Below are 19,970 nucleotides of genomic sequence, written 5' to 3'. Positions count from 1 at the left end.
GGAGGGGCGCGTGGGCACCGAACTCAACCGCCGCTGGGAGTCCGGAACGCATGCCTACAGCGTCTCCGACCCCTTCGGCCAGGGCCCGCTGCCCTGGCTGCGCAGCCCGGACCAGTACCTGGCCGGGGCGGAGGGCGCCGTCCCCTGGTACGTCTCGGTGGACGCGCCCGGCCAGCAGCCGCTGACCGCAGGCGCCCGGCCCAAGCCGCCGGTCGGCACCCCGCAGAGCTCCAACGACGTGGACCAGCAGATCAAGGGCTTTGCCTCGGCCGGAGTGATCCGCCCCGGTGGCTCGGTGGACTTCCGGGTCACCGTCAACCCGCCCCGCGAGTTCACCGTGGACGTCTACCGGATCGGCCACTACGGCGGCGACGGCGCCCGCCACATGACCTCCAGCCCGCTGATCGCCGGGCTCGCCCAACCCGCCCCGTTGGTGGTCGACCGCACGGTCTCCTGCCACCACTGGTGGCACTCCTGGCGGCTGCAGGTCCCGGCGCACTGGAAGCCCGGCTCGTACGTCGCCGTGCTGACCACCGCGGACATGCTGCACCGCAGCCACATCCCGTTCACCGTCCGGGACTTCGAGGACCATGGGCACACCGCCGAACTGCTCCTGGTGCTCCCGGACGTGACCTGGCAGGCGTACAACCTCTTCCCCGAGGACGGCCGCACCGGCGCCAGCCTCTACCACGCCTGGGACGGCACGGGCGGCCTGGTCGGCGAGCCGGAAGCGGCCGTCACCGTCTCCTTCGACCGCCCGCACGCCACCGCTGGGCTGCCGCTGCACGTCGGCCACGCGTACGACTTCATCCGCTGGGCCGAGCGCTACGGCTACGACCTCTCCTACGCCACCGCCACCGACCTGCACGCCGGTCTGGTCGACCCGTCCCGGCACCGGGCGCTGGTCTTCCCCGGCCACGACGAGTACTGGTCCGAGCCGATGCGCCGGGCCGCCGAGCGGGCCCGGGACGGCGGCACCTCGCTGGTGTTCCTCTCCGCCAACACCATGTACTGGCGCGTCGAGCTGACCGCCGCCGCCTCCGGCGAGCCCAACCGGCTGCTCAACTGCCGCAAGCGGCAGAAGGCCCCGCCCGGTAGCCCGGCCGCGGGCGCCACCGGCGCCGCCAGCGCGCTGTGGCGGGACGCGGGGGAGCCCGAGCAGCACCTGCTCGGGGTGCAGTACTCGGGCCGGGTCGCCGCGCCCGTCCCGCTGGTGGCCCGGCACACCGCGCACTGGCTCTGGGACGGCACCGGCCTGCAGGAGGGCGACGAGCTGCCCGGCCTGGTCGCCGGCGAGGCCGACCGGTACTACCCCAAGGTGGCGCTGCCCGAGCACACCGAGCGGGTCCTGCTGGCGCACTCCCCGTACCAGGACCTGGCCGGCCGCACCCGCTACCAGGAGACCTCGCTCTACCGGGCGCCCAGCGGCGCGTACGTCTTCGCGGCCGGCACCTTCGCCTGGTCGCCCGCGCTGGGCCGCCCCGGGCTGACCGACGAGCGGATCCAGCGGGCCACCGCCAACCTGCTGGACCGGCTCTGCAAGAACTGAGGTCCACACCGGAAAACCGTCGTCCGGGCGGTCGTGAAAGACTGCAGGGGCAGTGACCTCCCCTTTCGCAGTGCCCCGCGCCCGCGAACGACCCCTGAGGACTGAGACACCTTGAGCGGATTTGTCACCAAGCCCGAGCCGGTCCAGGTGCCCGGCCTGGTCCACCTGCACACCGGCAAGGTGCGCGACCTCTACCGCACCGAGTCGGGTGAGCTCGTCATGGTCGCCAGCGACCGGACGTCCGCCCACGACTGGGTGCTGCCGAACGAGATCCCCGACAAGGGCCGCGTCCTCACCCAGCTGTCGCTGTGGTGGTTCGAGCGGATCGCCGACATCGTCCCCAACCACGTGATCTCCACCGAGGTCCCGGCCGGCGCCCCCGCCGACTGGAAGGGCCGCACGCTGATCTGCAAGAGCCTGGAGATGGTCCCGGTCGAGGCGGTCGCCCGCGGCTACCTGGCCGGCTCCGGCCTGACCGAGTACAACGAGCACCGCACGGTCTGCGGCATCGCCCTGCCGGAGGGCCTGGAGAACAGCTCCGAGCTGCCCGCCCCGATCTACACCCCGGCCCTCAAGGCCGAGGTCGGCGAGCACGACGAGAACGTCCCCTACGAGGAGACCGCCCGCCGGATCGGCGCCGAGCTCGCCGCCCAGCTGCGCCGCACCACCCTGGACGTCTACGCCCGCGCCCGGGACATCGCCCGCGACCGCGGCATCATCCTGGCCGACACCAAGTTCGAGTTCGGCCTGCTGGACGGCGAGCTGGTGATCGGCGACGAGGTGCTCACCCCGGACTCCTCCCGCTACTGGCCCGCCGACCAGTGGCAGCCGGGGCACTCGCAGCCGTCCTTCGACAAGCAGCTGATCCGCGACTGGCTGGTCTCCCCGGCCTCCGGCTGGGACCGCTACAGCGAGCAGCCGCCGCCGGCGCTGCCCGCCGAGATCGTCGAGCAGACCCGTGCCAAGTACATCGAGGTGTACGAGCGGCTGACCGGCACCACCTGGGCGTAACGCCCCCGGCGACGCCCGCGAGCGCGGCAGGTCCTAGATCCAGCCGTGCTTGCGGGCGATCCGCACCGCGGCGTGCCGGTTCTCCGCGCCCAGCTTGGTGGCCGCCGAGGACAGGTAGTTGCGGACGGTGCCCTGGGAGAGCGCGGCCCGGGCGGCGATCTCGGCGATCGGGGTGCCGTCGGCGGCCAGCTCCAGGACGTCGGTCTCGCGGGGCGTCAGCGGGGTCTCGCCCGCGCTGATCGCGTCCGCCGCCAGCTCCGGGTCCACGTACCGGCCGCCGGACCGTACGGTGCGGATGATGCCGGCCAGGTCCGCCGCCGAGACGGTCTTCGGCAGGAAGCCGCGTACCCCGACCTCCAGCGCCCGCTTCAGGTAGCCGGGGCGGCCGTGGCCGGTGACGATCATGCAGCGGCAGTCCGGCAGCAGCCGGCGCAGTTCGGCGGCCACCTCGATGCCGTCCTTGCCGGGCATCTGCAGGTCCAGCACCGCGACGTCGGGCCGGTGCGACTGCGCCATCGCCAGCGCCTCCGGACCGGATCCGGCCTGTGCGACCACCTCGATGTCGTCCTCGAGCGAGAGCAGCGCGGCCAGCGCGCCGCGGATCAGGTGCTCGTCGTCGGCGAGCAGGACGCGGACGGGCGCGGGGTTCTCGGTCATCAGGAGGCCTCTCTCAGCCCGGCAGCGGGACGATGGCGAGCATCCGGAAGGTGCCGGGTGCGGCGGTCGGGACGGTCAGTTCGCCGTTGTGGGCGGCCAGGCGCTCGCGCAGGCCGCGCAGCCCGGTGCCGCCGCCCTGCGAGGGCAGCGGCACCTCGGGCACCCCGTCGTTCTCCAGCTCCAGCACCGCCCGGCCGTCCTCCTGCCGCAGCCGGATCAGGCAGCGGGCGGCCTCGCTGTGCCGGAGCACGTTGGTGGTGGCCTCGCGGATCACCCAGCCGAGCACCGACTGCACCGGCAGCGGCAGCCCGTTGGCGTTCTCGCCGAGGTCGATCTCGCAGGCGATGTCGGCGGAGCGCAGCACCGCGCGGGCGCCGATCGCCTCGGCGTGCAGGTCGGCGGTGCGGTAGCCGCGGATGACGTCCCGGACCTCCCGCTGCGACTCCTGGGCGATCTTCTGCACCTCGGACATCTGGTCGGCGGCCTCCGGGCGTCCGCGCCGGGCGAGTTGGACGGCGAGTTCGCTCTTCAGCGCGATGGTGGTGAGGTTGCGGCCCATCACGTCGTGCAGGTCGCGGGAGAAGCGCAGCCGCTCCTCGGCGACGGCCAGCCGGGACTGCGCCTCGCGGGCGGCGTCCAGCTCCCAGACGATGGCGGTCACCCAGGCGAAGCTGCGGCAGCTGCCGATCAGGACGAGCGTGCCGATGATCGCGCCGCACACCCACCCCGAGGTGGTGGCGGGGCTGACGCCGGCCAGCAGCATCGCGGGGGCGATCGCGATCGGTAGCGCGGCTCCGGCGAGGAAGGCCCAGCGCAACCCCAGGCCCACCCCCGCGGGGCCTGCGGTCGCGCCCACCAGGGCGGCGGCGATCACCACGGTGAACGGCTGGCCGGGGTGGGGCGACACCCCGTCGGAGGACGGGCCGAGCAGCAGCACGGCCCAGGAACCGGCCACTGTGAGGAGGGCGTTGGCGGTCAGCCAGCGCCGGTAGGTGCTGGGCCGCCCTAGGTAGCGGTCGAGCGAGGTGCGGTAGGCCCTGAGGGTGACCAGGACCGAGGCGAGCGACAGGACCAGGGCGACCCGCACGGCGGGGGCCGTATCCGTGTTCCGCACCGAGGAGGCGCTGGCCAGCAGGTTCAACGGCAGCATGAACCATGCCACCAGGTAGAGCGACCAGCGGAAGTACAGCTCGGCGCGTTGCGGCTTGCCGTAGCCCTTCCAGCGGCGGATCGGCCCCCGGACCATCGCAGTGCCCCCGTCTGATCACGATCGTGTTGGTGCCTTCATATCAGAGGCGGAACGGGGGCGGATCCTTCGGATTCCCTTCTGCCGGGCTCAGCGGCGCGGTTCCCAGCGGAAGTAGCGGACCGCGCCCCAGACCGCCAGGCCGAGCCAGACCGTGCCGGTGACCAGGTGCGGGGCGGCGGCGCCCCAGCTGCCGAAGAAGTCGGTCGGGGCGGCCGAGCCGTCGGTGCCGAACCAGCCGACCCGGATCAGCTGGAAGGCCGGGGTGGTCGGCAGCAGGCGGCACACGTCGGCCAGCTGCGAGGGCATCACCTCCAGCGGGACGAACAGGCCGGAGCCGAACTGCATGACCAGCATGACGGGCATGGTGGTGATGCCCGCGCTCTCCACGGTCTTGGTGAAGGCGCTGGACAGCGCGGCCAGGGCGATCATGGTGGCCAGCGTCAGCACCAGGCCGACCAGCATCAGCAGCGGGTTGACCGGCACCGCCAGGTGCAGGCCGAGACTGCCGCCGACCCCGATCAGGGCGGCCATCAGCAGGCCGAGGGCGAGCGAGGGGACGGCGGTGCCGAGCAGGATCTCCAGGTCCCTGGCCTCCCCGGTGCGCAGCCGCTTGAGCACCAGTTCGCCGCGCCGCCCGACGTAAGCGGCGGTCAGGTTGTAGTACACGACGAAGGCCAGGACCATCCCGACCGAGCCGTAGACCAGCATCGAGTCGATGTCCAGGCCGGGGTTGTCCTCGGCCTGCTTCTTGAGGATTCCGCGCAGCGAGCTGATCAGCACCACCGGCAACACCACGGCGGTGAACAGGGCGGTGCGGTTGCGCAGCAGCAGGGTGGCCTCGGCGCGGCCGAGGGCGAGCAGACGGCCGGCGGTGGTGCTCGGGGCACCCGTGCGAGTGGCGGGGGCGGCGGTGGTCATCGGGCGGATCCGATCAGGCGGCGGCGGGCGGGACGGGCGGGGGCGGCGGGCCCTGAAGGCGGTGCGGTGCGCGGCGGGGCCTGGTGGGCGGCCTCGGAGGCGATGGCGAGGAAGGCCTCCTCCAGGGAGGCACTGCGGGCGTCCAGGGCGCCCAGTGCGATCCCGTGGTGCCGGGCCCAGCCGAGCAGGTCGGTGAGGGTGTCCTGGAGGCCGGTGCTCTGCACGGTGACCTTGCGGCCGTCGACGGTGACCTCGGCGCCGGCCAGGACGGGCAGCGCGACCCCGGCGAATTCAGGGAGTTCGAAGGTGATCCGGGACGGCCGTCCGGCGATCACCTCGGCGACGGTGCCGGTGGTGACGACCTGGCCGCCGTGCAGGATCGCCAGCCGGTCGGCGAGCTCCTCGGCCTCCTCCAGGTAGTGCGTGGTGAGCAGCACGGTGGTGCCCTGGGCGCGCAGTTCGCGGACCAGCCGCCAGACGGCGGCGCGCGCCTCGGGGTCGAGGCCGGTGCTGGGCTCGTCCAGGAACAGCACCTCGGGGCGGCCGAGCAGGGCCATCGCGAGGTCGAGCCGGCGCCGTTCGCCGCCGGACAGCTGCTTGACCCGGACGGTGCGGCGGTGGGCGAGGCCGACCAGTTCCAGGGCCTCCTCGACCGGGCGGGCGCTGCTGGTCATCCCGGCCCAGGCCCGGCCGGTCTCGGCGGCGGTGAGGTCGCCGGGGAAGCCGCCCTCCTGGAGCATGATGCCGATCCGCGGGCGGACGGCGGCGCGCTCCCGGTGGGGGTCATGGCCCAGCACCCGGACGGTGCCGCCGCTGGGGGCGGCCAGGCCCTCGATGAGCTCCATGGTGGAGGTCTTGCCCGCGCCGTTGGTGCCGAGCAGGGCGAACAGTTCGCCGCGGCCGACGGCGAGGTCGACGCCCCGGACGGCGTGGTAGCCGGTGGCACCGCTGCCGTAGTGGCGGTGCAGGTCGGTGACCTCGATCACGGTGTCGCGGTGGCTGGCGGGCCGGCTTGTTTCCATGCCTCAAGCCTTCCGCCGCCCGGGCCGCGCGGGCAGTGCGCGCCGTCATGACATCGCGGTGCGGATCCACGGGTCGGCGATGACAAATGTCATGGACCATTTCGAGGTTCGAGGCTCGGGGTTCGCGGCGGGAATGCCGAAGGGCCCCCTCGATCGAGGGGGCCCTTCGTTCCTGAGCGGACGACGAGATTCGAACTCGCGACCCTCACCTTGGCAAGGTGATGCTCTACCAACTGAGCCACGTCCGCAGGTCAAACTATTGAGTTGTGCTGTGCTCGCGCACTGCGAGCGGACGACGAGATTCGAACTCGCGACCCTCACCTTGGCAAGGTGATGCTCTACCAACTGAGCCACGTCCGCACGGTGCCTTGTGGGGCACCAGCTGCCTCTTCGGATCTCTCCGTTGCGGCGACGAGGAATACTCTACAGCATCGTTCGGGGTGGTCGCCCCACCCTTTCGGTCCAGGCCATTGGGCCTGGGCAGGCAGGGCGACCGGGGGAGCGGGTGCCCCCGAGGGGCGGGGTCAGTTCGCCTCGGCGAACGCCTCGTACACGTGCTTGGGGATGCGGCCGCGGGCCGGCAGTTCCATCCCGCGGGACAGGGCCCAGGCGCGGACGGCGGCCGGGTCCGGGGTGAGCGCGGTGCGGCGGAAGGACTTTCCGGTGCGGCTCTGGCGGCGGCCCGCGGCGACGAACGGGGCGAGGGCCTCCCGCAGCTTTTCCGCGTTGTCCACGGACAGGTCGATCTCGTACGACTTCCCGTCGACGCCGAAGTGGACGGTTTCCGCGGCGGCGCCGCCGTCCAGGTCGTCGGAGAGCGTGACAACTACACGCTGAGCCATGGGTGTCAATCCTCTCGGGCAATTCGGCCACCGGTCCGCGGGGGTACGCCCGGGGCCTGATGTGCACCAACTCGCGCAAGCGCATACGGGCAGGCCTGGTGGCCCGCCTGATACGCAGCACTTGCCGCGACAGGTGGCCCTATTCTGCACCCGAAGGGGGTCGAAATCGAAGAGTCCGGCATTCTTTTCCGGATATTCACGTGTCTTCGCGGGACTGTCGGATACCGATGAGCGGGACGGGCGGATCTGTCCCCAAGTGCCGTATTCGGGTGTTCTTCGGAGGGGGCCGTTCCGGGCGTCGAATCCGGGGAAACCGGTGGTGCCGGACGGGGGGTCAGGAGGCCGGATCCCTTGTGGCGTAAGGGGCCCGGGTCTACGCGCGTCGCTATCCCCGGCCAGCAATCCGGCCCGAAACCACCGGTAGTCTGGAGTTCCCCCGCCTCACCGAAGACACCACCGGGAGTGCCAGTGGCACGCGTCGTAGTCGACGTCATGCTCAAGCCGGAGATCCTCGACCCCCAGGGACAGGCGGTGCAGCGTGCACTGCCCCGTCTCGGATTCACCGGGATCGCCGACGTCCGCCAGGGCAAGCGTTTCGAGCTGGATGTGGAGGGCCCGGTCGACGACGCGGCGCTCGCCCGTATCCGCGAAGCCGCCGAGACCTTTCTCGCCAACACCGTGATCGAGGACTTCACCGTCCGGGTCGAGGAGGCGGCGAAGTGACCACCCGCGTCGGCGTCGTCACTTTCCCCGGCTCCCTCGACGACCGCGACGCCCAGCGGGCGGTCCGCCTCGCCGGCGCCGAGCCGGTCGCCCTCTGGCACCGTGACAAGGATCTCCACCAGGTCGACGCCGTCGTCCTGCCGGGCGGATTCAGTTACGGCGACTATCTGCGCTGCGGGGCGATCTCCCGCTTCTCCCCGGTGATGGAGACCGTCATCGAGCAGGCGAAGCTCGGAATGCCGGTGCTCGGTATCTGCAACGGCTTCCAGGTGCTCTGCGAATCCCACCTGCTGCCCGGTGCGCTGACCCGCAACGACTCGCTGCACTTCATCTGCCGCGACCAGAAGCTGCGCATCGAGAACGCCGACACCGCCTGGACCCGGGATTACTCGGCGGGCCAGGAAATCGTCGTCCCGCTGAAGAACGGCGAGGGCCGCTTCGTCGCCGACGCGCACGTCCTGGACGAGCTGGAGGCCGAGGGCCGGGTCGTCGCCCGTTACGTGGACGTCAACCCGAACGGTTCGTACCGCGACATCGCCGGCATCACCAACGCCGCCGGCAATGTCGTCGGCCTGATGCCGCACCCGGAGCACGCCGTGGAGCCGCTCACCGGTCCGACCACCGAGGGCCTGGGCTTCTTCACTTCCGTCCTGAAGCAGCTGGTGAACGCCTGATGAGCCTCGACACCGTCAAGAACGCCGAGCAGACCCCGGACGCCGCCCAGCCCTGGGCCGAGCTCGGCCTCAAGGAGGACGAGTACACGCGCATCCGGGAGATTCTCGGCCGCCGCCCCACCGGCGCCGAACTCGCGATGTACTCGGTCATGTGGTCGGAGCACTGTTCGTACAAGAGCAGCAAGGTCCACCTGAAGCAGTTCGGCGACAAGAAGCCGGATTCGGACGCGATGCTCGTCGGCATCGGCGAGAACGCCGGTGTGGTCGACGTCGGCCAGGGCTACGCGGTCACCTTCAAGGTCGAGTCGCACAACCACCCGTCGTACATCGAGCCCTACCAGGGCGCGGCCACCGGCATCGGCGGCATCGTGCGCGACATCCTGGCGATGGGTGCCCGCCCGGTCGCCGTGATGGACCCGCTGCGCTTCGGCGCGGCCGACCACCCCGACACCCGGCGCGTGCTGCCCGGGATCGTCGCGGGCATCGGCGGCTACGGCAACTGCCTGGGCCTGCCGAACATCGGCGGCGAGGTCGTCTTCGACTCCTGCTACCAGGGCAACCCGCTGGTCAACGCGCTGTGCGTGGGTGTCATGAAGCACGAGGACATCCACCTCGCGCAGGCCTCCGGCGCCGGCAACAAGGTCATCCTGTACGGAGCCCGCACCGGCGGCGACGGCATCGGCGGCGTCTCGGTGCTGGCCTCCGAGACCTTCGACGACACCAAACCGGCCAAGCGCCCGGCGGTCCAGGTCGGCGACCCGTTCCAGGAGAAGCTCCTCATCGAGTGCACCCTGGAGATCTTCCGCGAGAAGCTCGTCAAGGGCATCCAGGACCTCGGCGGCGCCGGCCTGTCCTGCGCCACCAGCGAGCTGGCCTCGGCTGGCTCCGGCGGCATGCGGATCGAGCTCGACACCGTGCACCTGCGCGACCACACGCTCTCGCCGGAGGAGATCCTCATGAGCGAGTCGCAGGAGCGCATGTGCGCGATCGTGGAGCCCGACAAGGTCGACCGCTTCCTCGAGATCTGCGAGAAGTGGGACGTCATCGCCAACGTCATCGGCGAGGTGACCGACGGCGAGCGCCTGGAGATCTACTGGCACGGCGAGCTCGTGGTGGACGTCCCGCCGCGCACCGTCGCCCACGAGGGGCCGACCTACCAGCGCCCGTTCGCCCGCCCGAGCTGGCAGGACGCGCTGCAGGCCGACGTCCCGACCGCCGAGCGGCTGGCCCGCCCGACCACCGGCGAGGGCCTCAAGGCCGACCTGCTGAAGGTCACGAGCCACCCGAACCAGGCCTCCAAGTCCTGGATCACCGACCAGTACGACCGCTACGTGCTCGGCAACACCGTGCTCTCGGTCGGCGAGGACTCGGGCATGATCCGGATCGACGAGGAGACCAACCTCGGCGTCTCGGTCGCCACCGACGGCAACGGCCGCTTCGCCAAGCTGGACCCGTACACCGGTGCCCAGCTGGCCCTGGCCGAGGCGTACCGCAACGTCGCGGCCGGCGGTGCCAAGCCGCTCGCCGTCTCCGACTGCCTCAACTTCGGCTCCCCCGAGGACCCGGACGTGATGTGGCAGTTCGCCGAGGCCACCCGCGGCCTGGCCGACGCCTGCCTGGTGCTCGGCACCCCGGTCACCGGCGGCAACGTCTCGCTCTACAACCAGACCGGCGAGGTCGCCATCCACCCGACCCCCGTGGTCGCGGTGCTCGGCGTCATCGACGACGTCACCCGGCGCACCCCGCTCGCCTTCGCCGAGGAAGGGCAGCTGCTCTACCTGCTCGGCGACACGGCGGACGAGCTCGGCGGCTCGGCCTGGTCCCAGGCCGTCCACGACCACCTCGGCGGCCTGCCGCCGAAGGTGGACCTGGAGCGCGAGCGGCTGCTCGGCGACATCCTGATCGCCGCCTCGCGCGACGGCATGATCGACGCCGCGCACGACCTCTCCGATGGCGGCCTCGGCCAGGCGCTCGTCGAGAGCTGCCTCAAGGGCGGCCACGGCGCGCGGATCATCGTGCCCGAGGGCACGGACCCGTTCGTCCTGCTGTTCTCGGAGTCGGCCGGCCGCGCCGTCGTGGCGGTGCCGCGCAGCGAGGAGCTCCGCTTCAACGACATGTGCACCGCGCGTGGCCTGCCGGCCACCCGGATCGGTGTCGTGGACGGCCAGGAGCTGGACGTCCAGGGGCAGTTCAGCGTCTCGCTGGCCGAGCTGAAGGACGCCCACACCGGCGTCATCGAGGCCCTGCTGGCCTGATCGCAGCACCCAGAGGGGCGGACGGTCCGATACGGAACCGTCCGCCCCTCGGCGTATGTTGGGGCCCATGCCTCCCAAGTCCCGTACGTACCAGCCGCAGAAGACGAGCGCCGCGCTGGCGGCGCAGAACGAGGCGCTGCGTGCCGTGGTGCACCGGCTGACCGCGCCGGACCTCGACCGGCCGACCCGGCTCGGCTCCTGGCGGGTGCGGGAGCTGGTGGCCCACCTGGGCCTGGCGCTGGGCCACCTGCCGGCCTCGGTGGACGACCAGGGGCCGGACGGGCCGGTGCTCTCGCTGGCCGGCTACGCGGAGCTGAGCAGGACGATGGCCGAGGCCGTCGACACCGCGGTGACCGAGCACGCGGCGACCGGGTTCGCCGGCCCGCCCGAGGAGGTGGCCGCCGCGTTCGACCGGCCGCTCGACGCCGTGAAGGCCGTGCTCGACGGGCCGCTGGTGGCGGAGCCGGGGCGGCGGATCACCATCCTGGGGGGCCGGTCGATGCTGCTGACCGACTACCTGGTGACCCGGCTGGTCGAGGCCGTGGTGCACGCCGACGACCTGGCCGACGCGCTCGGCCTGGACGCCTTCCCGCACGACCGCCGGGCCCTCGCCGCTGTCACCCGGATGCTGGCCGATGCCTTCGCCGAGCGGGCCCCCGGCGGTGCGGTCGAGCTGCGGATCCCGCCGTACGCCGTGGTGCAGGCTGTCGAGGGCCCCCGGCACACCCGGGGCACCCCGCCGAACGTGGTCGAGACCGACCCGCTGACCTGGATCCGGCTGGCCACCGGTCGGACCGACTGGCCGACGGCGGTGGAGGCGGCCGCGGTGTCCGCGTCCGGCGAGCGCAGCGACCTGGCGGCCCACCTGCCGGTGCTCGGGTAGCGCTCAGCCCAACTGGTCGGCCAGCGCCTGGGCGGCCTTGCGCAGCGGCTCGCCGGTGAAGGCCCGGTCCGGTCCGCCGTCGCCGACGTCCTGGGAGAGCAGCAGGGCGATGTCGCCCGCGCCCCTGGGCCTGATCCGGGCGACGGCCGCGGTGCCTTCCCCGGGGACGAGCTTGGCCTGCCCGGCGTCGGGCTGCTCGGTGGCGAACTGCCGGACCTGCGCGGCCCCGATCCGTGCGGCGACCTGGATGCGCGGGAGCAGCAGGTTGACCGCGCCGTACTGCGGGATCGCCAGCAACTCGATGCCGATCCGGGTCTCGCCGACCCGGTAGCCGCAGGTGACATCGGCGTTCGGGGGCACGGCCGGGACGGACGGCATGGACGGCGGGTGGCTCATGCCGGACGGCCACGGCTGCGGCGACGTGCCGTCGCTGACGCTGCCGTCGGCCGCGGGCCCGTCCGCGGTGTCGGGGCCGACCGATCCGGGGATCTCGGCGGCCTTGAGGGCCTTGGCGAGGTCGAGGCCGAACGGGCAGCTGTTCTGCTGGTCCTGGTGCAGCTGCCGGGCGACCGACCGGACGCCGTCGTAGGAGACGCTGCCGGAGCCGGGCGGGCCACCCGGGGAGGAGGAGCAGGCGGCCGTGCCGAGGAGGATCCCGGCGGACGCGAACACGGCGGCGAGCCTACGGCGTTGGGCAGCGGTCATGACCGCAGGTTACGGCGCCGCGGCCCCGCCGGTTGCCGATTCGACCTCAACTCTGTTCCGAATCGGCGCTGTTCCGACTCCGCGCTGTTCCGCTCGACGGGGTCTTACGGGACCGGGGGCCCGCTCAGGTAGGTGCCGTCCGCCGAGTACGGCCAGGCGTTGGGCGTGCAGCCCTTGAGGCCGTAGATCTGCTGCATCATCGCGGGTGCGGGCTTTCCCGGGCCGGCGCAGCCCTCGTGCCCGTGGCCGATCCGGTGGCCCACCTCGTGGTTGACGATCAGGGCCCGGTACTCGTCGATCGGCCCGCTGAACTGCGGTGATCCGATGTTCCAGCGCTTGGAGTTGACGAGCACCTGGTTGCCGACGTTGCAGTTGACCTCGCCGTGGGTGTCCAGGCCGGAGGCGCCGCAGATCTTGTCCACGGTGGCGGGCGAGGCGATCTTCACGGTGAAGTCGTACGAGCCGTTCGCGACCAGCTGGAAGCCGTTCTTGTGGTCGTTGGTCCAGCCGCGCGGGTCGCCGAGGATGCCGTGGATCTGGGCGGCGGCGGCCGCGGCGTCGATCCCGATGCCGTCCTCGACCTCGACCCGGTAGCGGCGCACGGTGCCGCGCCCGACCGCCTTGGCGGTGGCGGGGGCGATGGTGAAGGTGCCCGCGCCCGCGGTGGGGCCGGGGTCCGGTTCGGCGGGGGTGGGCGGGGCCGGCGGCGGGGGCGTCGGGGTGGGCGCCGGGGCGGTGACCGGGGCCGGGGGCGGTGACGTCGTGGTGGTCACCTCGCCCGGCGGGACGGCCCTCGCCTGGGTGGTCGCAGTGGCGGTCGGCGTGCCGGAGGGCCGGTGCAGCATGACCGCGGTGGCGCCCAGCACCAGGGCGGTCAGCACCAGTGCCGTGAGCATGCCAGGCCTTACTCTCCGGCGCGGCCGGCGGCGTCTGCGGCCGCCGTTTCGGGACGGGGCGGCGCGCCTGCTGGCGGGTCGGACTGCGGGCATGATCGTCACCTTGGCATGGCGAACGGGTGAATGTCCATGTACCCGGTATGCACATCTCGGGCCGGATCTCCGCCCGGCTCCCGTGGACCCGGGCGGCCGGCATGCCCAGCGAACGGACCGGGTCCAGCAGCTCGCGCACCGAGCGCACGGCGGCACGGGCCCGCCGACCGCGGTGCGGCGGTTGACCCCTGCGTCTCGGGTGGCAGACTTCAGCTCATGGCGATTCACAGGAATCTTCTCGACGGCCCCGAACCGACCCACCTGCCCGAGGAGGAGCGGCCCTACCGGATGCTCGCGGAGGAGTCGGCCTCACCGACCCAGGTGGCGGCCGAGTTCCCGACCTTCTGCCTGGCCTGGGCCATGCTCGCCGACGACGCCTACGCGGCCGGCCGGTACGTCGAGTCGTACGCCTACGCCCGCACCGGCTACCACCGTGGCCTGGACGCGCTGCGGCGCAGCGGCTGGAAGGGCCACGGCCCGGTGCCGTGGGAGCACCGCGGCAACCGCGGCTTCCTGCGCTGCCTGGCGGCGCTCGCGCGGGCGGCCGGCGCGATCAAGGAGACCGAGGAGGAGACCCGCTGCTGGCAGTTCCTGAAGGACAGCAGCGCGGAGGCGTACGCGGAGCTCAAGCAGTAGGAACCCGACGTGCGGGTGCCCCCGGCGGTCCTCCGCCGGGGGCACCCGTGTCTCACGCGGCTATCGCGCCTGGTTCACGCGGTTATCGCGCTCACTTCACGCGGCTGCCGTGCTCACTTCAGGCGCTTGCCGGCCGAACGCAGCTGCTGGGCGGCCTCGAGCACGCGGGCGGCCATGCCGGCCTCGGCGAGCTTGCCCCAGGTGCGGGGGTCGTAGGTGTTCTTCTTGCCGACCTCGCCGTCGACCTTCAGCACACCGTCGTAGTTGGCGAACATGTGGCCGGCGACCGGGCGGGTGAAGGCGTACTGGGTGTCGGTGTCCAGGTTCATCTTCACGACGCCGTTCTCCAGCGCGGTGGCGATCTCCTCGGCGGTGGAGCCCGAACCGCCGTGGAAGACGAAGTCGAACGGGTCGGTCTTGCCGTACTGCTTGCCGATCGCGTCCTGCAGCTCGCGCAGCAGCTCCGGCTTCAGCACGACGTTGCCCGGCTTGTACACGCCGTGCACGTTGCCGAACGAGGCGGCCAGCAGGTAGCGGCCCTTCTCGCCCAGGCCCAGGGCCTCGGCGGTGCGCACGGCGTCGTTGACGGTGGTGTACAGCTCGTCGTTGATCTCGTGCGTGACGCCGTCCTCCTCGCCACCGGTCGGGGTGATCTCGACCTCGAGGATGATCTTGGCGGCGGCGGCCTGGGCCAGCAGCTCCTGGGCGATGGCCAGGTTGTCGGCCAGGGTCTCGGCGGAGCCGTCCCACATGTGCGACTGGAACAGCGGGTTCTCGCCCTTGGCCACGCGCTCGGCGGAGACCGCCAGCAGCGGGCGGACGTAGCCGTCCAGCTTGTCCTTCGGGCAGTGGTCGGTGTGCAGCGCGACGGTGATGTCGTACTTGGCGGCGACGATGTGGGCGAACTCGGCGAGCGCGACCGCGCCGGTCACCATGTCCTTGTTGTGCTGGCCGCCCAGGAACTCCGCGCCACCGGTCGAGATCTGGATGATGCCGTCGCTCTCGGCCTCGGCGAAACCACGCAGCGCGGCGTGCAGGGTCTGCGACGACGTGACGTTGATGGCCGGGTAGGCGAACTTGCCCGCCTTGGCCCGGTCCAGCATCTCGGTGTAGACCTCGGGAGTTGCGATGGGCATGCGATCCGCTCCTGTCGGGTTGCGGCGTACGGACGGTGCTGTCCGACGCTGTGTACGCCTTCGTGACGACTCCGTGCCGGCCCGCCGACGCGCGGCGTTGCGGTGTGGCTCTCCGGCACCAAGCTTCGAGGCGACCTCCGCGTACGGCCATGAGGGTGGTGGGCCGCCGCGGACCGGACGCCTGGGCCATCTTCCCAGACTCGTGCCCACAGGTCAGCAGGAGCCCGCCTGTCGGAACAGGGGTCCCGGGCACGGTACGCCCGCTCGTCCGTAAGGTCCGCCCGCTATCCTGCGCCCGTGGACTACAACCAGTTGGCCGTCAATCTGCTCGACGCCAAATCCCTGATCTCGTCCCTCGGCGCCATCGGGCTGATCGCGATCATCTTCGCGGAGACCGGCCTGCTCGTGGGCTTCTTCTTCCCGGGCGACTCGCTGCTGATCATCGCGGGCGTCGCCTCCTCGAGCGCCGCCTCGTCGGTGCTCGGTGAAGGCGCCAGGCTGCCGATCGGGGTCCTGCTCGTCGGCTGCCCGATCGCGGCGATCGCCGGCGCCCAGCTGGGGCACCTGATCGGCGCCAAGGTCGGGCCGAAGATGTTCGACAAGCCCGACTCGAAGATCTTCCGCCGCGAGTACGTGGTGAAGGCGGAGGAGTACTTCAACAAGTTCGGCTCCGGCAAGGCCGTGCTGCTGGCCCGCTTCATGCCGATCGTCCGCACCTTCCTGAACCCGGTCGCCGGCACCCTGGAGATGCCCGCCAAGACGTTCTTCCTGTGGAACGTCATCGGCGGTGTGCTCTGGACCGAGTCCATGCTGCTGATCGGCTACTTCTTCGGCGACGCGCTCGCCCCGGTCATCGACAAGTACCTGATCCCGGCGGTGCTGCTGATCGTGCTGCTGTCGATCTCGCCGATCCTGATCGAGGTCATGCGCGAGCGGAAGAAGAAGAAGGCGGGCGGCGCCGACCACACCGACGACACCTCGGCCCAGGCCGGCGGCGGTCGGCACCGGCGGGGCTGACCGCAGACGCACCAGAGGGCCGGGTCTGTTTCACGTGAAACAGACCCGGCCCTCTGTCGTTCGTCAGGTGGTCCCGTCAGGCTCCCGGCAAGGCGGTCCCGTCAGGCGGTTCCGTGCTGCGGCTCGGACGTCAGAGACCCAGGTCGTCCAGGGTGTACGCGGTCACGTACTCCAGGCCCTGCTCCGCGATGGCACCCGCGCCGCCGCGCTCCACGATCACCGCGACGCCGACCACCTCGGCGCCCGCCTCGCGCAGCGCCTCGACCGCGGTCAGCACCGAGCCGCCCGTGGTGGAGGTGTCCTCGACCGCCAGCACCCGGCGGCCCTTCACCTCGGGGCCCTCGATCCGGCGCTGCAGGCCGTGCGCCTTGCCCGCCTTGCGGACCACGAAGGCGTCCAGCTTCTGCCCGCGAGCGGCGGCGGCGTGCAGCATCGAGGCGGCCACCGGGTCGGCGCCCAGGGTCAGACCGCCGACGGCGTCGTACTCCAGGTGCGAGGTCGCATCCAGCATCACCCGACCGACCAGCGGGGCTGCCTCGCCGTCCAGCGTGATCCGGCGCAGGTCGACGTAGTAGTCGGCCTCCTTGCCGGAGGAAAGGGTGACCTTGCCGTGCACGACGGCCTTGTCCTTGATCTGTGCCAGCAGGGCGTCGCGGTCGTTGCTCATGAGCGTTCAGTCTAGGGCCTGGCGATCCCCGCGGCGCTCCGGCCGACTAGCGGCGGCGCAGCGCCCTCACCAGCACCACGGCACCACCCAGCAGCGCCACCGAACCGCCGATCACCCACGGCACCGCACTACGGCCGCCGGCACCCGGCACCACGATCCCGCCCGCCTCGCCGCCCCAGCGGGACGCCGCCCGGGCCCGCGCGCTGCGGGACGGCAGCGCCGGGGCGTACGGACCGCGCGGCGGGGCGTGATCCACCTCCTCGGCGGACCGGCCGACGATGCTGCGGCGCACCGGGCCGGTGAGCACCGGCTCCTCCTCGTACGCGAAGAGTGGCTCGACGGGGATCTCCTCGGCGACGGCGTCCTGCTCGGCGGGGCCCTCCTCGACGTCGTCCGCCACCTCGGCGCCGCTGTCGTCCCCGTCCTCGTTCTGCCCGTCCTGGGCGGCCTGGGCGTCCTCGGTGTCCTCGTCGTCGGCGGAGCCGGTGGGGAGACCGAAGCGCTCGGCGTCGGCGTCGGAGAAGGCGATCAGGTCGGAGAGGTCGTCGTCGAGGTCGCCACCGGGCTGGTCCAGGCGGTCCTCGATGAAGACCACTCCGGCGGTCCCGGCCTCGGCGTCCTCCTGGTCCTGGTCCTGCTCCTGGTCGCCCTCCTGGTCGCCCTCCGGGGCCACCAGGGCGGCGGCGAACCTGTCCAGCAGTCGGCGGCCGGTGGCGTCGAGGGACTCCCCGTCGAACTCGGTCAGCCGACCGGTGGCGCTCAGATCGCCGGTGAAGCGGATCACGGCGGTGCCGTCCTCGGCGCCGTCCGCGACGCTGACCCGTACGGTGGCCGTCGCCTCACCACTGCCCCGGGCCTCCTGGCCCTCGGCGAGCACGGTCAGCACGCCCTCCCGGCCCCCGATCAGCGACAGCACACCCTTGTACGTGATCGTGGAGCTGCCGATCCGCAGCTTCAGCCGCCCGCTGATCTCCTCGGCCGGCCCGCCCCCGACCGCAGCCGGCTCGGTGCTCAGCCCCGGCACACTCCGCGCCAGCAGTGCCGGATCCTGCAAGGCCTGCCGCACCAGCTCGGCGGACATCGGGACGACAACCTCATGCTCCATGCCACGGAGCCTACCGACCCGAACCCGCCCGGTCCCTACCCACCACCACCCGACTTTCCCCACCTCACCCGCCCCACCCCGACCGACCCCCCACACCCCCGCCCGGCGCCTCGCGACCCGCCCGGCCCGCCGTCGTTCCGATCGCGCTTGCTCCCCCGGAGGCCCGACTGCTCCTGAGGGCGCCTGCGACCGCCGGTCAGCGGGGGCTGAGGAGGGTGAGGGCGGCCGGGGGGTGGGCGGGGCGGAGGGTGGTGAGGCGGGTGGTGGAGGCGTGGAGGGTGTCGGGGGTGAGGGCGAGGGGCGGTGGGGCGTCGGGGGCGAGGGTGAGCGGGGGGCGGGTGGCGGCGGCGAGGAGGTAGTTCTGGGTGGTGTCCGGTGGGCCGGGGCGGCAGGTGGCGGTGGGGCTGCCGGGCACGGCGTACGGGGTGGTCTGCAGCCCGGCCGTGCGCAGACCGGAGTCGATCTGCCAGAGGCCGTCCAGGTCGCTTCCGGCCCGGACGGCGATCCGGCCGCCGGGGGAGAGCAGCCGGGCGGCGAGGCCGTAGAACTCCTGGGAGTGGAACTTGACCGGCCCGCCGTCGGCCGGTGCGGGCAGGTCGGCGAGCACCACGTCGTACGGTCCGTCGCCGCCGGAGGCGTCCGCGTCCGTGCCCGCGTCCGTGCCCGCTCCGCGCAGCCAGGCCATCGGGTCGGCGGCGGTGGTGCGGACCCGGGGGTCGTCCAGGGAGTGGCCGCCGAGGGCGGCGAGGGCGGGGTCGGTGCGGGCGAGCCGGGGGAGGGCTGGGTCGGCGTCGACCAGCCGGACGGAGCGGACGCCCCGGTGTCGCAGGACCTCCCGGAGGGCGAGCCCGTCGCCGCCGCCGAGCAGCAGGACGCGGGTGTCGGGGCCGGCGGCCATGGCGGGGTGGACCAGGCCCTCGCTGGCCCGGTACTCGTCGGGGCCGCAGACCGCGAGTCGTCCGTCGAGGTAGAGCCGGAGGGGGCCCTCGGCGGGGCCGGTGAGCACGATTTCCTGGTGCCGGCTGCGGGTGGCGTAGCGGACCTGGTCGCCGTAGAGGGCGTGCCGGGCGGCGCGTTCGATGCTCTCGGAGCCGGCGGCGGCCGCGGCGAGCACGGCGAGGACGAGCAGGCAGCCGCCCCAGAGGAGCCGTCGTATCGGCGGGGCCGGTTCTTCCCGGAAGAGCCAGAGCACGACGGCGGCGCCGGCGACGGCGTTGACGGCGCCGGTGACAAGTGCGCCGTCGCCGGGGCCGAGCGCGGGCAGGATCAGGAACGGGAAGGCGAGTCCGCCGATCAGCGCGCCCACGTAGTCGGCGGCGAACAGGTCGGCTGCGGCGCGGCCCGCGTCCTCGCGCCGGATCCGTTGGATGAGGGTCATCAGCAGGGGGATCTCGGCGCCGATCAGGGTGCCGATGAGGCAGGTGAGGCCGATCATCGCGGCTTGGTAGCGGCCGAGCCAGGCCCAGCAGGAGTAGAGGGTGAGGACGGAGAGTCCGCCGGTGAGGGCGAGCGCGCACTCGACGAGGGCGAAGGCGGTGGCGGGTCGGCGGGTGAGCCGTTTGGCGAGCAGGGAGCCGAGGCCCATCGCGAACACCATGACGGAGAGCACGACGGAGGTCTGGGTGACGGTGTCCCCGAGCAGGTAGTCGCCGAGCGCGACGAGTTCGAGCTCGTAGACCAGTCCGCAGGCCGCGCAGACGAACGCGGCCATCAGGACGGTCAGGCGGGCGAGCCGGGGGCGGCAGCGCAGCCGGGACCGACGGCGGGCGGGCAGTGGGGCGAGGCCGTGCCCGGGGCGGGGTGGGGTGCCGTCGTCGAGGTCCACTCGCGGGCGTGCGGGCGGACCGGCCGGATGGTTGATCACGAACAAACGCTAGGGGACGTGCGGGACGGATAGCTGCGCCCATCCGACGGACAGTGAGCGACGTCGGA

19 protein-coding genes and 2 tRNA genes are annotated in these 19,970 nt (G+C 72.5%); 8 read left to right on the top strand and 13 right to left on the bottom strand.

What is annotated here, in order from left to right; genetic code table 11:
• Positions 1 to 10: 10 nt before the first annotated feature.
• Positions 11 to 1,549 (top strand): N,N-dimethylformamidase beta subunit family domain-containing protein, encoded by a 1,539-nt coding sequence (locus ACIBEC_RS36895; protein WP_360502551.1) that lies wholly within the window; start codon positions 11 to 13, stop codon positions 1,547 to 1,549.
• Between the two features lie 111 nt (positions 1,550 to 1,660).
• A complete protein-coding gene (locus ACIBEC_RS36890; RefSeq protein ID WP_360502388.1) occupies positions 1,661 to 2,560 on the top strand; it encodes a phosphoribosylaminoimidazolesuccinocarboxamide synthase in 900 nt (299 codons plus the stop codon).
• A gap of 33 nt (positions 2,561 to 2,593) precedes the next feature.
• Here the strand turns inward: ACIBEC_RS36890 and ACIBEC_RS36885 are convergent, their stop codons facing one another.
• From ACIBEC_RS36885 to ACIBEC_RS36855, 7 genes are all read right to left on the bottom strand, one after another.
• Positions 2,594 to 3,217: a response regulator transcription factor gene (locus ACIBEC_RS36885; protein ID WP_360502386.1), complete on the bottom strand. Its 624-nt coding sequence runs from the start codon at positions 3,215 to 3,217 to the stop codon at positions 2,594 to 2,596.
• A gap of 13 nt (positions 3,218 to 3,230) precedes the next feature.
• Positions 3,231 to 4,463, bottom strand: a complete 1,233-nt coding sequence (locus ACIBEC_RS36880) for a histidine kinase (RefSeq protein WP_360502383.1) — start codon at positions 4,461 to 4,463, stop codon at positions 3,231 to 3,233.
• Positions 4,464 to 4,553: 90 nt separating this feature from the next.
• On the bottom strand, positions 4,554 to 5,384 hold the full coding sequence (locus ACIBEC_RS36875; RefSeq protein WP_360502381.1) for an ABC transporter permease: 831 nt from the start codon (positions 5,382 to 5,384) through the stop codon (positions 4,554 to 4,556).
• Complete coding sequence (locus ACIBEC_RS36870) at positions 5,381 to 6,406, bottom strand: ABC transporter ATP-binding protein (RefSeq protein ID WP_360502378.1); 1,026 nt, start codon at positions 6,404 to 6,406, stop codon at positions 5,381 to 5,383. The genes ACIBEC_RS36875 and ACIBEC_RS36870 overlap by 4 nt, the downstream gene beginning before the upstream one ends.
• 175 nt (positions 6,407 to 6,581) lie before the next feature.
• Positions 6,582 to 6,654, bottom strand: a tRNA-Gly gene (locus ACIBEC_RS36865).
• Between the two features lie 39 nt (positions 6,655 to 6,693).
• Positions 6,694 to 6,766 (bottom strand) — tRNA-Gly (locus ACIBEC_RS36860).
• A 164-nt stretch (positions 6,767 to 6,930) separates the two neighbouring features.
• On the bottom strand, positions 6,931 to 7,248 hold the full coding sequence (locus ACIBEC_RS36855) for an Lsr2 family protein (protein ID WP_030056585.1): 318 nt from the start codon (positions 7,246 to 7,248) through the stop codon (positions 6,931 to 6,933).
• A gap of 468 nt (positions 7,249 to 7,716) precedes the next feature.
• Between ACIBEC_RS36855 and purS the strand changes: the two genes are divergently transcribed.
• The 4 genes from purS to ACIBEC_RS36835 all read left to right on the top strand — a co-directional run bounded on the left by purS (position 7,717) and on the right by ACIBEC_RS36835 (position 11,783).
• Positions 7,717 to 7,971, top strand: a complete 255-nt coding sequence (gene purS, locus ACIBEC_RS36850; RefSeq protein ID WP_030232982.1) for a phosphoribosylformylglycinamidine synthase subunit PurS — start codon at positions 7,717 to 7,719, stop codon at positions 7,969 to 7,971.
• A complete protein-coding gene (gene purQ / locus ACIBEC_RS36845; RefSeq protein WP_360502376.1) occupies positions 7,968 to 8,645 on the top strand; it encodes a phosphoribosylformylglycinamidine synthase subunit PurQ in 678 nt (225 codons plus the stop codon). Before purS ends, purQ begins: the two co-directional genes overlap by 4 nt.
• Positions 8,645 to 10,900: a phosphoribosylformylglycinamidine synthase subunit PurL gene (gene purL / locus ACIBEC_RS36840; RefSeq protein ID WP_360502373.1), complete on the top strand. Its 2,256-nt coding sequence runs from the start codon at positions 8,645 to 8,647 to the stop codon at positions 10,898 to 10,900. Before purQ ends, purL begins: the two co-directional genes overlap by 1 nt.
• A 67-nt stretch (positions 10,901 to 10,967) precedes the next feature.
• Complete coding sequence (locus ACIBEC_RS36835) at positions 10,968 to 11,783, top strand: sterol carrier family protein (protein WP_360502370.1); 816 nt, start codon at positions 10,968 to 10,970, stop codon at positions 11,781 to 11,783.
• Between the two features lie 3 nt (positions 11,784 to 11,786).
• Here the strand turns inward: ACIBEC_RS36835 and ACIBEC_RS36830 are convergent, their stop codons facing one another.
• Entirely contained in the window at positions 11,787 to 12,488 is a 702-nt protein-coding gene (locus ACIBEC_RS36830; protein ID WP_360502368.1) for a hypothetical protein, read from the bottom strand.
• A gap of 104 nt (positions 12,489 to 12,592) precedes the next feature.
• Positions 12,593 to 13,384, bottom strand: a complete 792-nt coding sequence (locus tag ACIBEC_RS36825) for a DUF3152 domain-containing protein (protein WP_360502365.1) — start codon at positions 13,382 to 13,384, stop codon at positions 12,593 to 12,595.
• A 309-nt stretch (positions 13,385 to 13,693) separates the two neighbouring features.
• On the opposite strand from ACIBEC_RS36825, the gene ACIBEC_RS36820 reads away from it, so the two are divergent.
• Entirely contained in the window at positions 13,694 to 14,113 is a 420-nt protein-coding gene (locus tag ACIBEC_RS36820) for a DUF3151 domain-containing protein (protein WP_360502362.1), read from the top strand.
• Between the two features lie 113 nt (positions 14,114 to 14,226).
• Here the strand turns inward: ACIBEC_RS36820 and fbaA are convergent, their stop codons facing one another.
• Positions 14,227 to 15,249: a class II fructose-bisphosphate aldolase gene (gene fbaA, locus ACIBEC_RS36815; RefSeq protein ID WP_360502359.1), complete on the bottom strand. Its 1,023-nt coding sequence runs from the start codon at positions 15,247 to 15,249 to the stop codon at positions 14,227 to 14,229.
• A gap of 297 nt (positions 15,250 to 15,546) precedes the next feature.
• On the opposite strand from fbaA, the gene ACIBEC_RS36810 reads away from it, so the two are divergent.
• Positions 15,547 to 16,266 (top strand): VTT domain-containing protein, encoded by a 720-nt coding sequence (locus ACIBEC_RS36810; RefSeq protein WP_360502357.1) that lies wholly within the window; start codon positions 15,547 to 15,549, stop codon positions 16,264 to 16,266.
• Between the two features lie 130 nt (positions 16,267 to 16,396).
• On the opposite strand, the gene pyrE is transcribed toward ACIBEC_RS36810, so the two are convergent.
• The 3 genes from pyrE to ACIBEC_RS36795 all read right to left on the bottom strand — a co-directional run bounded on the left by pyrE (position 16,397) and on the right by ACIBEC_RS36795 (position 19,749).
• A complete protein-coding gene (gene pyrE / locus ACIBEC_RS36805) occupies positions 16,397 to 16,933 on the bottom strand; it encodes an orotate phosphoribosyltransferase (protein WP_360502354.1) in 537 nt (178 codons plus the stop codon).
• Between the two features lie 46 nt (positions 16,934 to 16,979).
• Positions 16,980 to 18,038 carry a hypothetical protein gene (locus ACIBEC_RS36800; RefSeq protein ID WP_360502351.1) on the bottom strand — a complete coding sequence of 353 codons (1,059 nt, stop codon included), beginning with the start codon at positions 18,036 to 18,038 and terminating at the stop codon, positions 16,980 to 16,982.
• Between the two features lie 196 nt (positions 18,039 to 18,234).
• Complete coding sequence (locus tag ACIBEC_RS36795; protein ID WP_396289933.1) at positions 18,235 to 19,749, bottom strand: polyamine aminopropyltransferase; 1,515 nt, start codon at positions 19,747 to 19,749, stop codon at positions 18,235 to 18,237.
• Positions 19,750 to 19,970 lie beyond the last annotated feature (221 nt).

Source organism: Kitasatospora sp. NPDC051164 (assembly GCF_044455625.1).
Classification (GTDB): domain Bacteria; phylum Actinomycetota; class Actinomycetes; order Streptomycetales; family Streptomycetaceae; genus Kitasatospora.
Note: the sequence above shows the minus strand (reverse complement) of the source record. Positions and strands in the feature narration are given on the sequence as shown.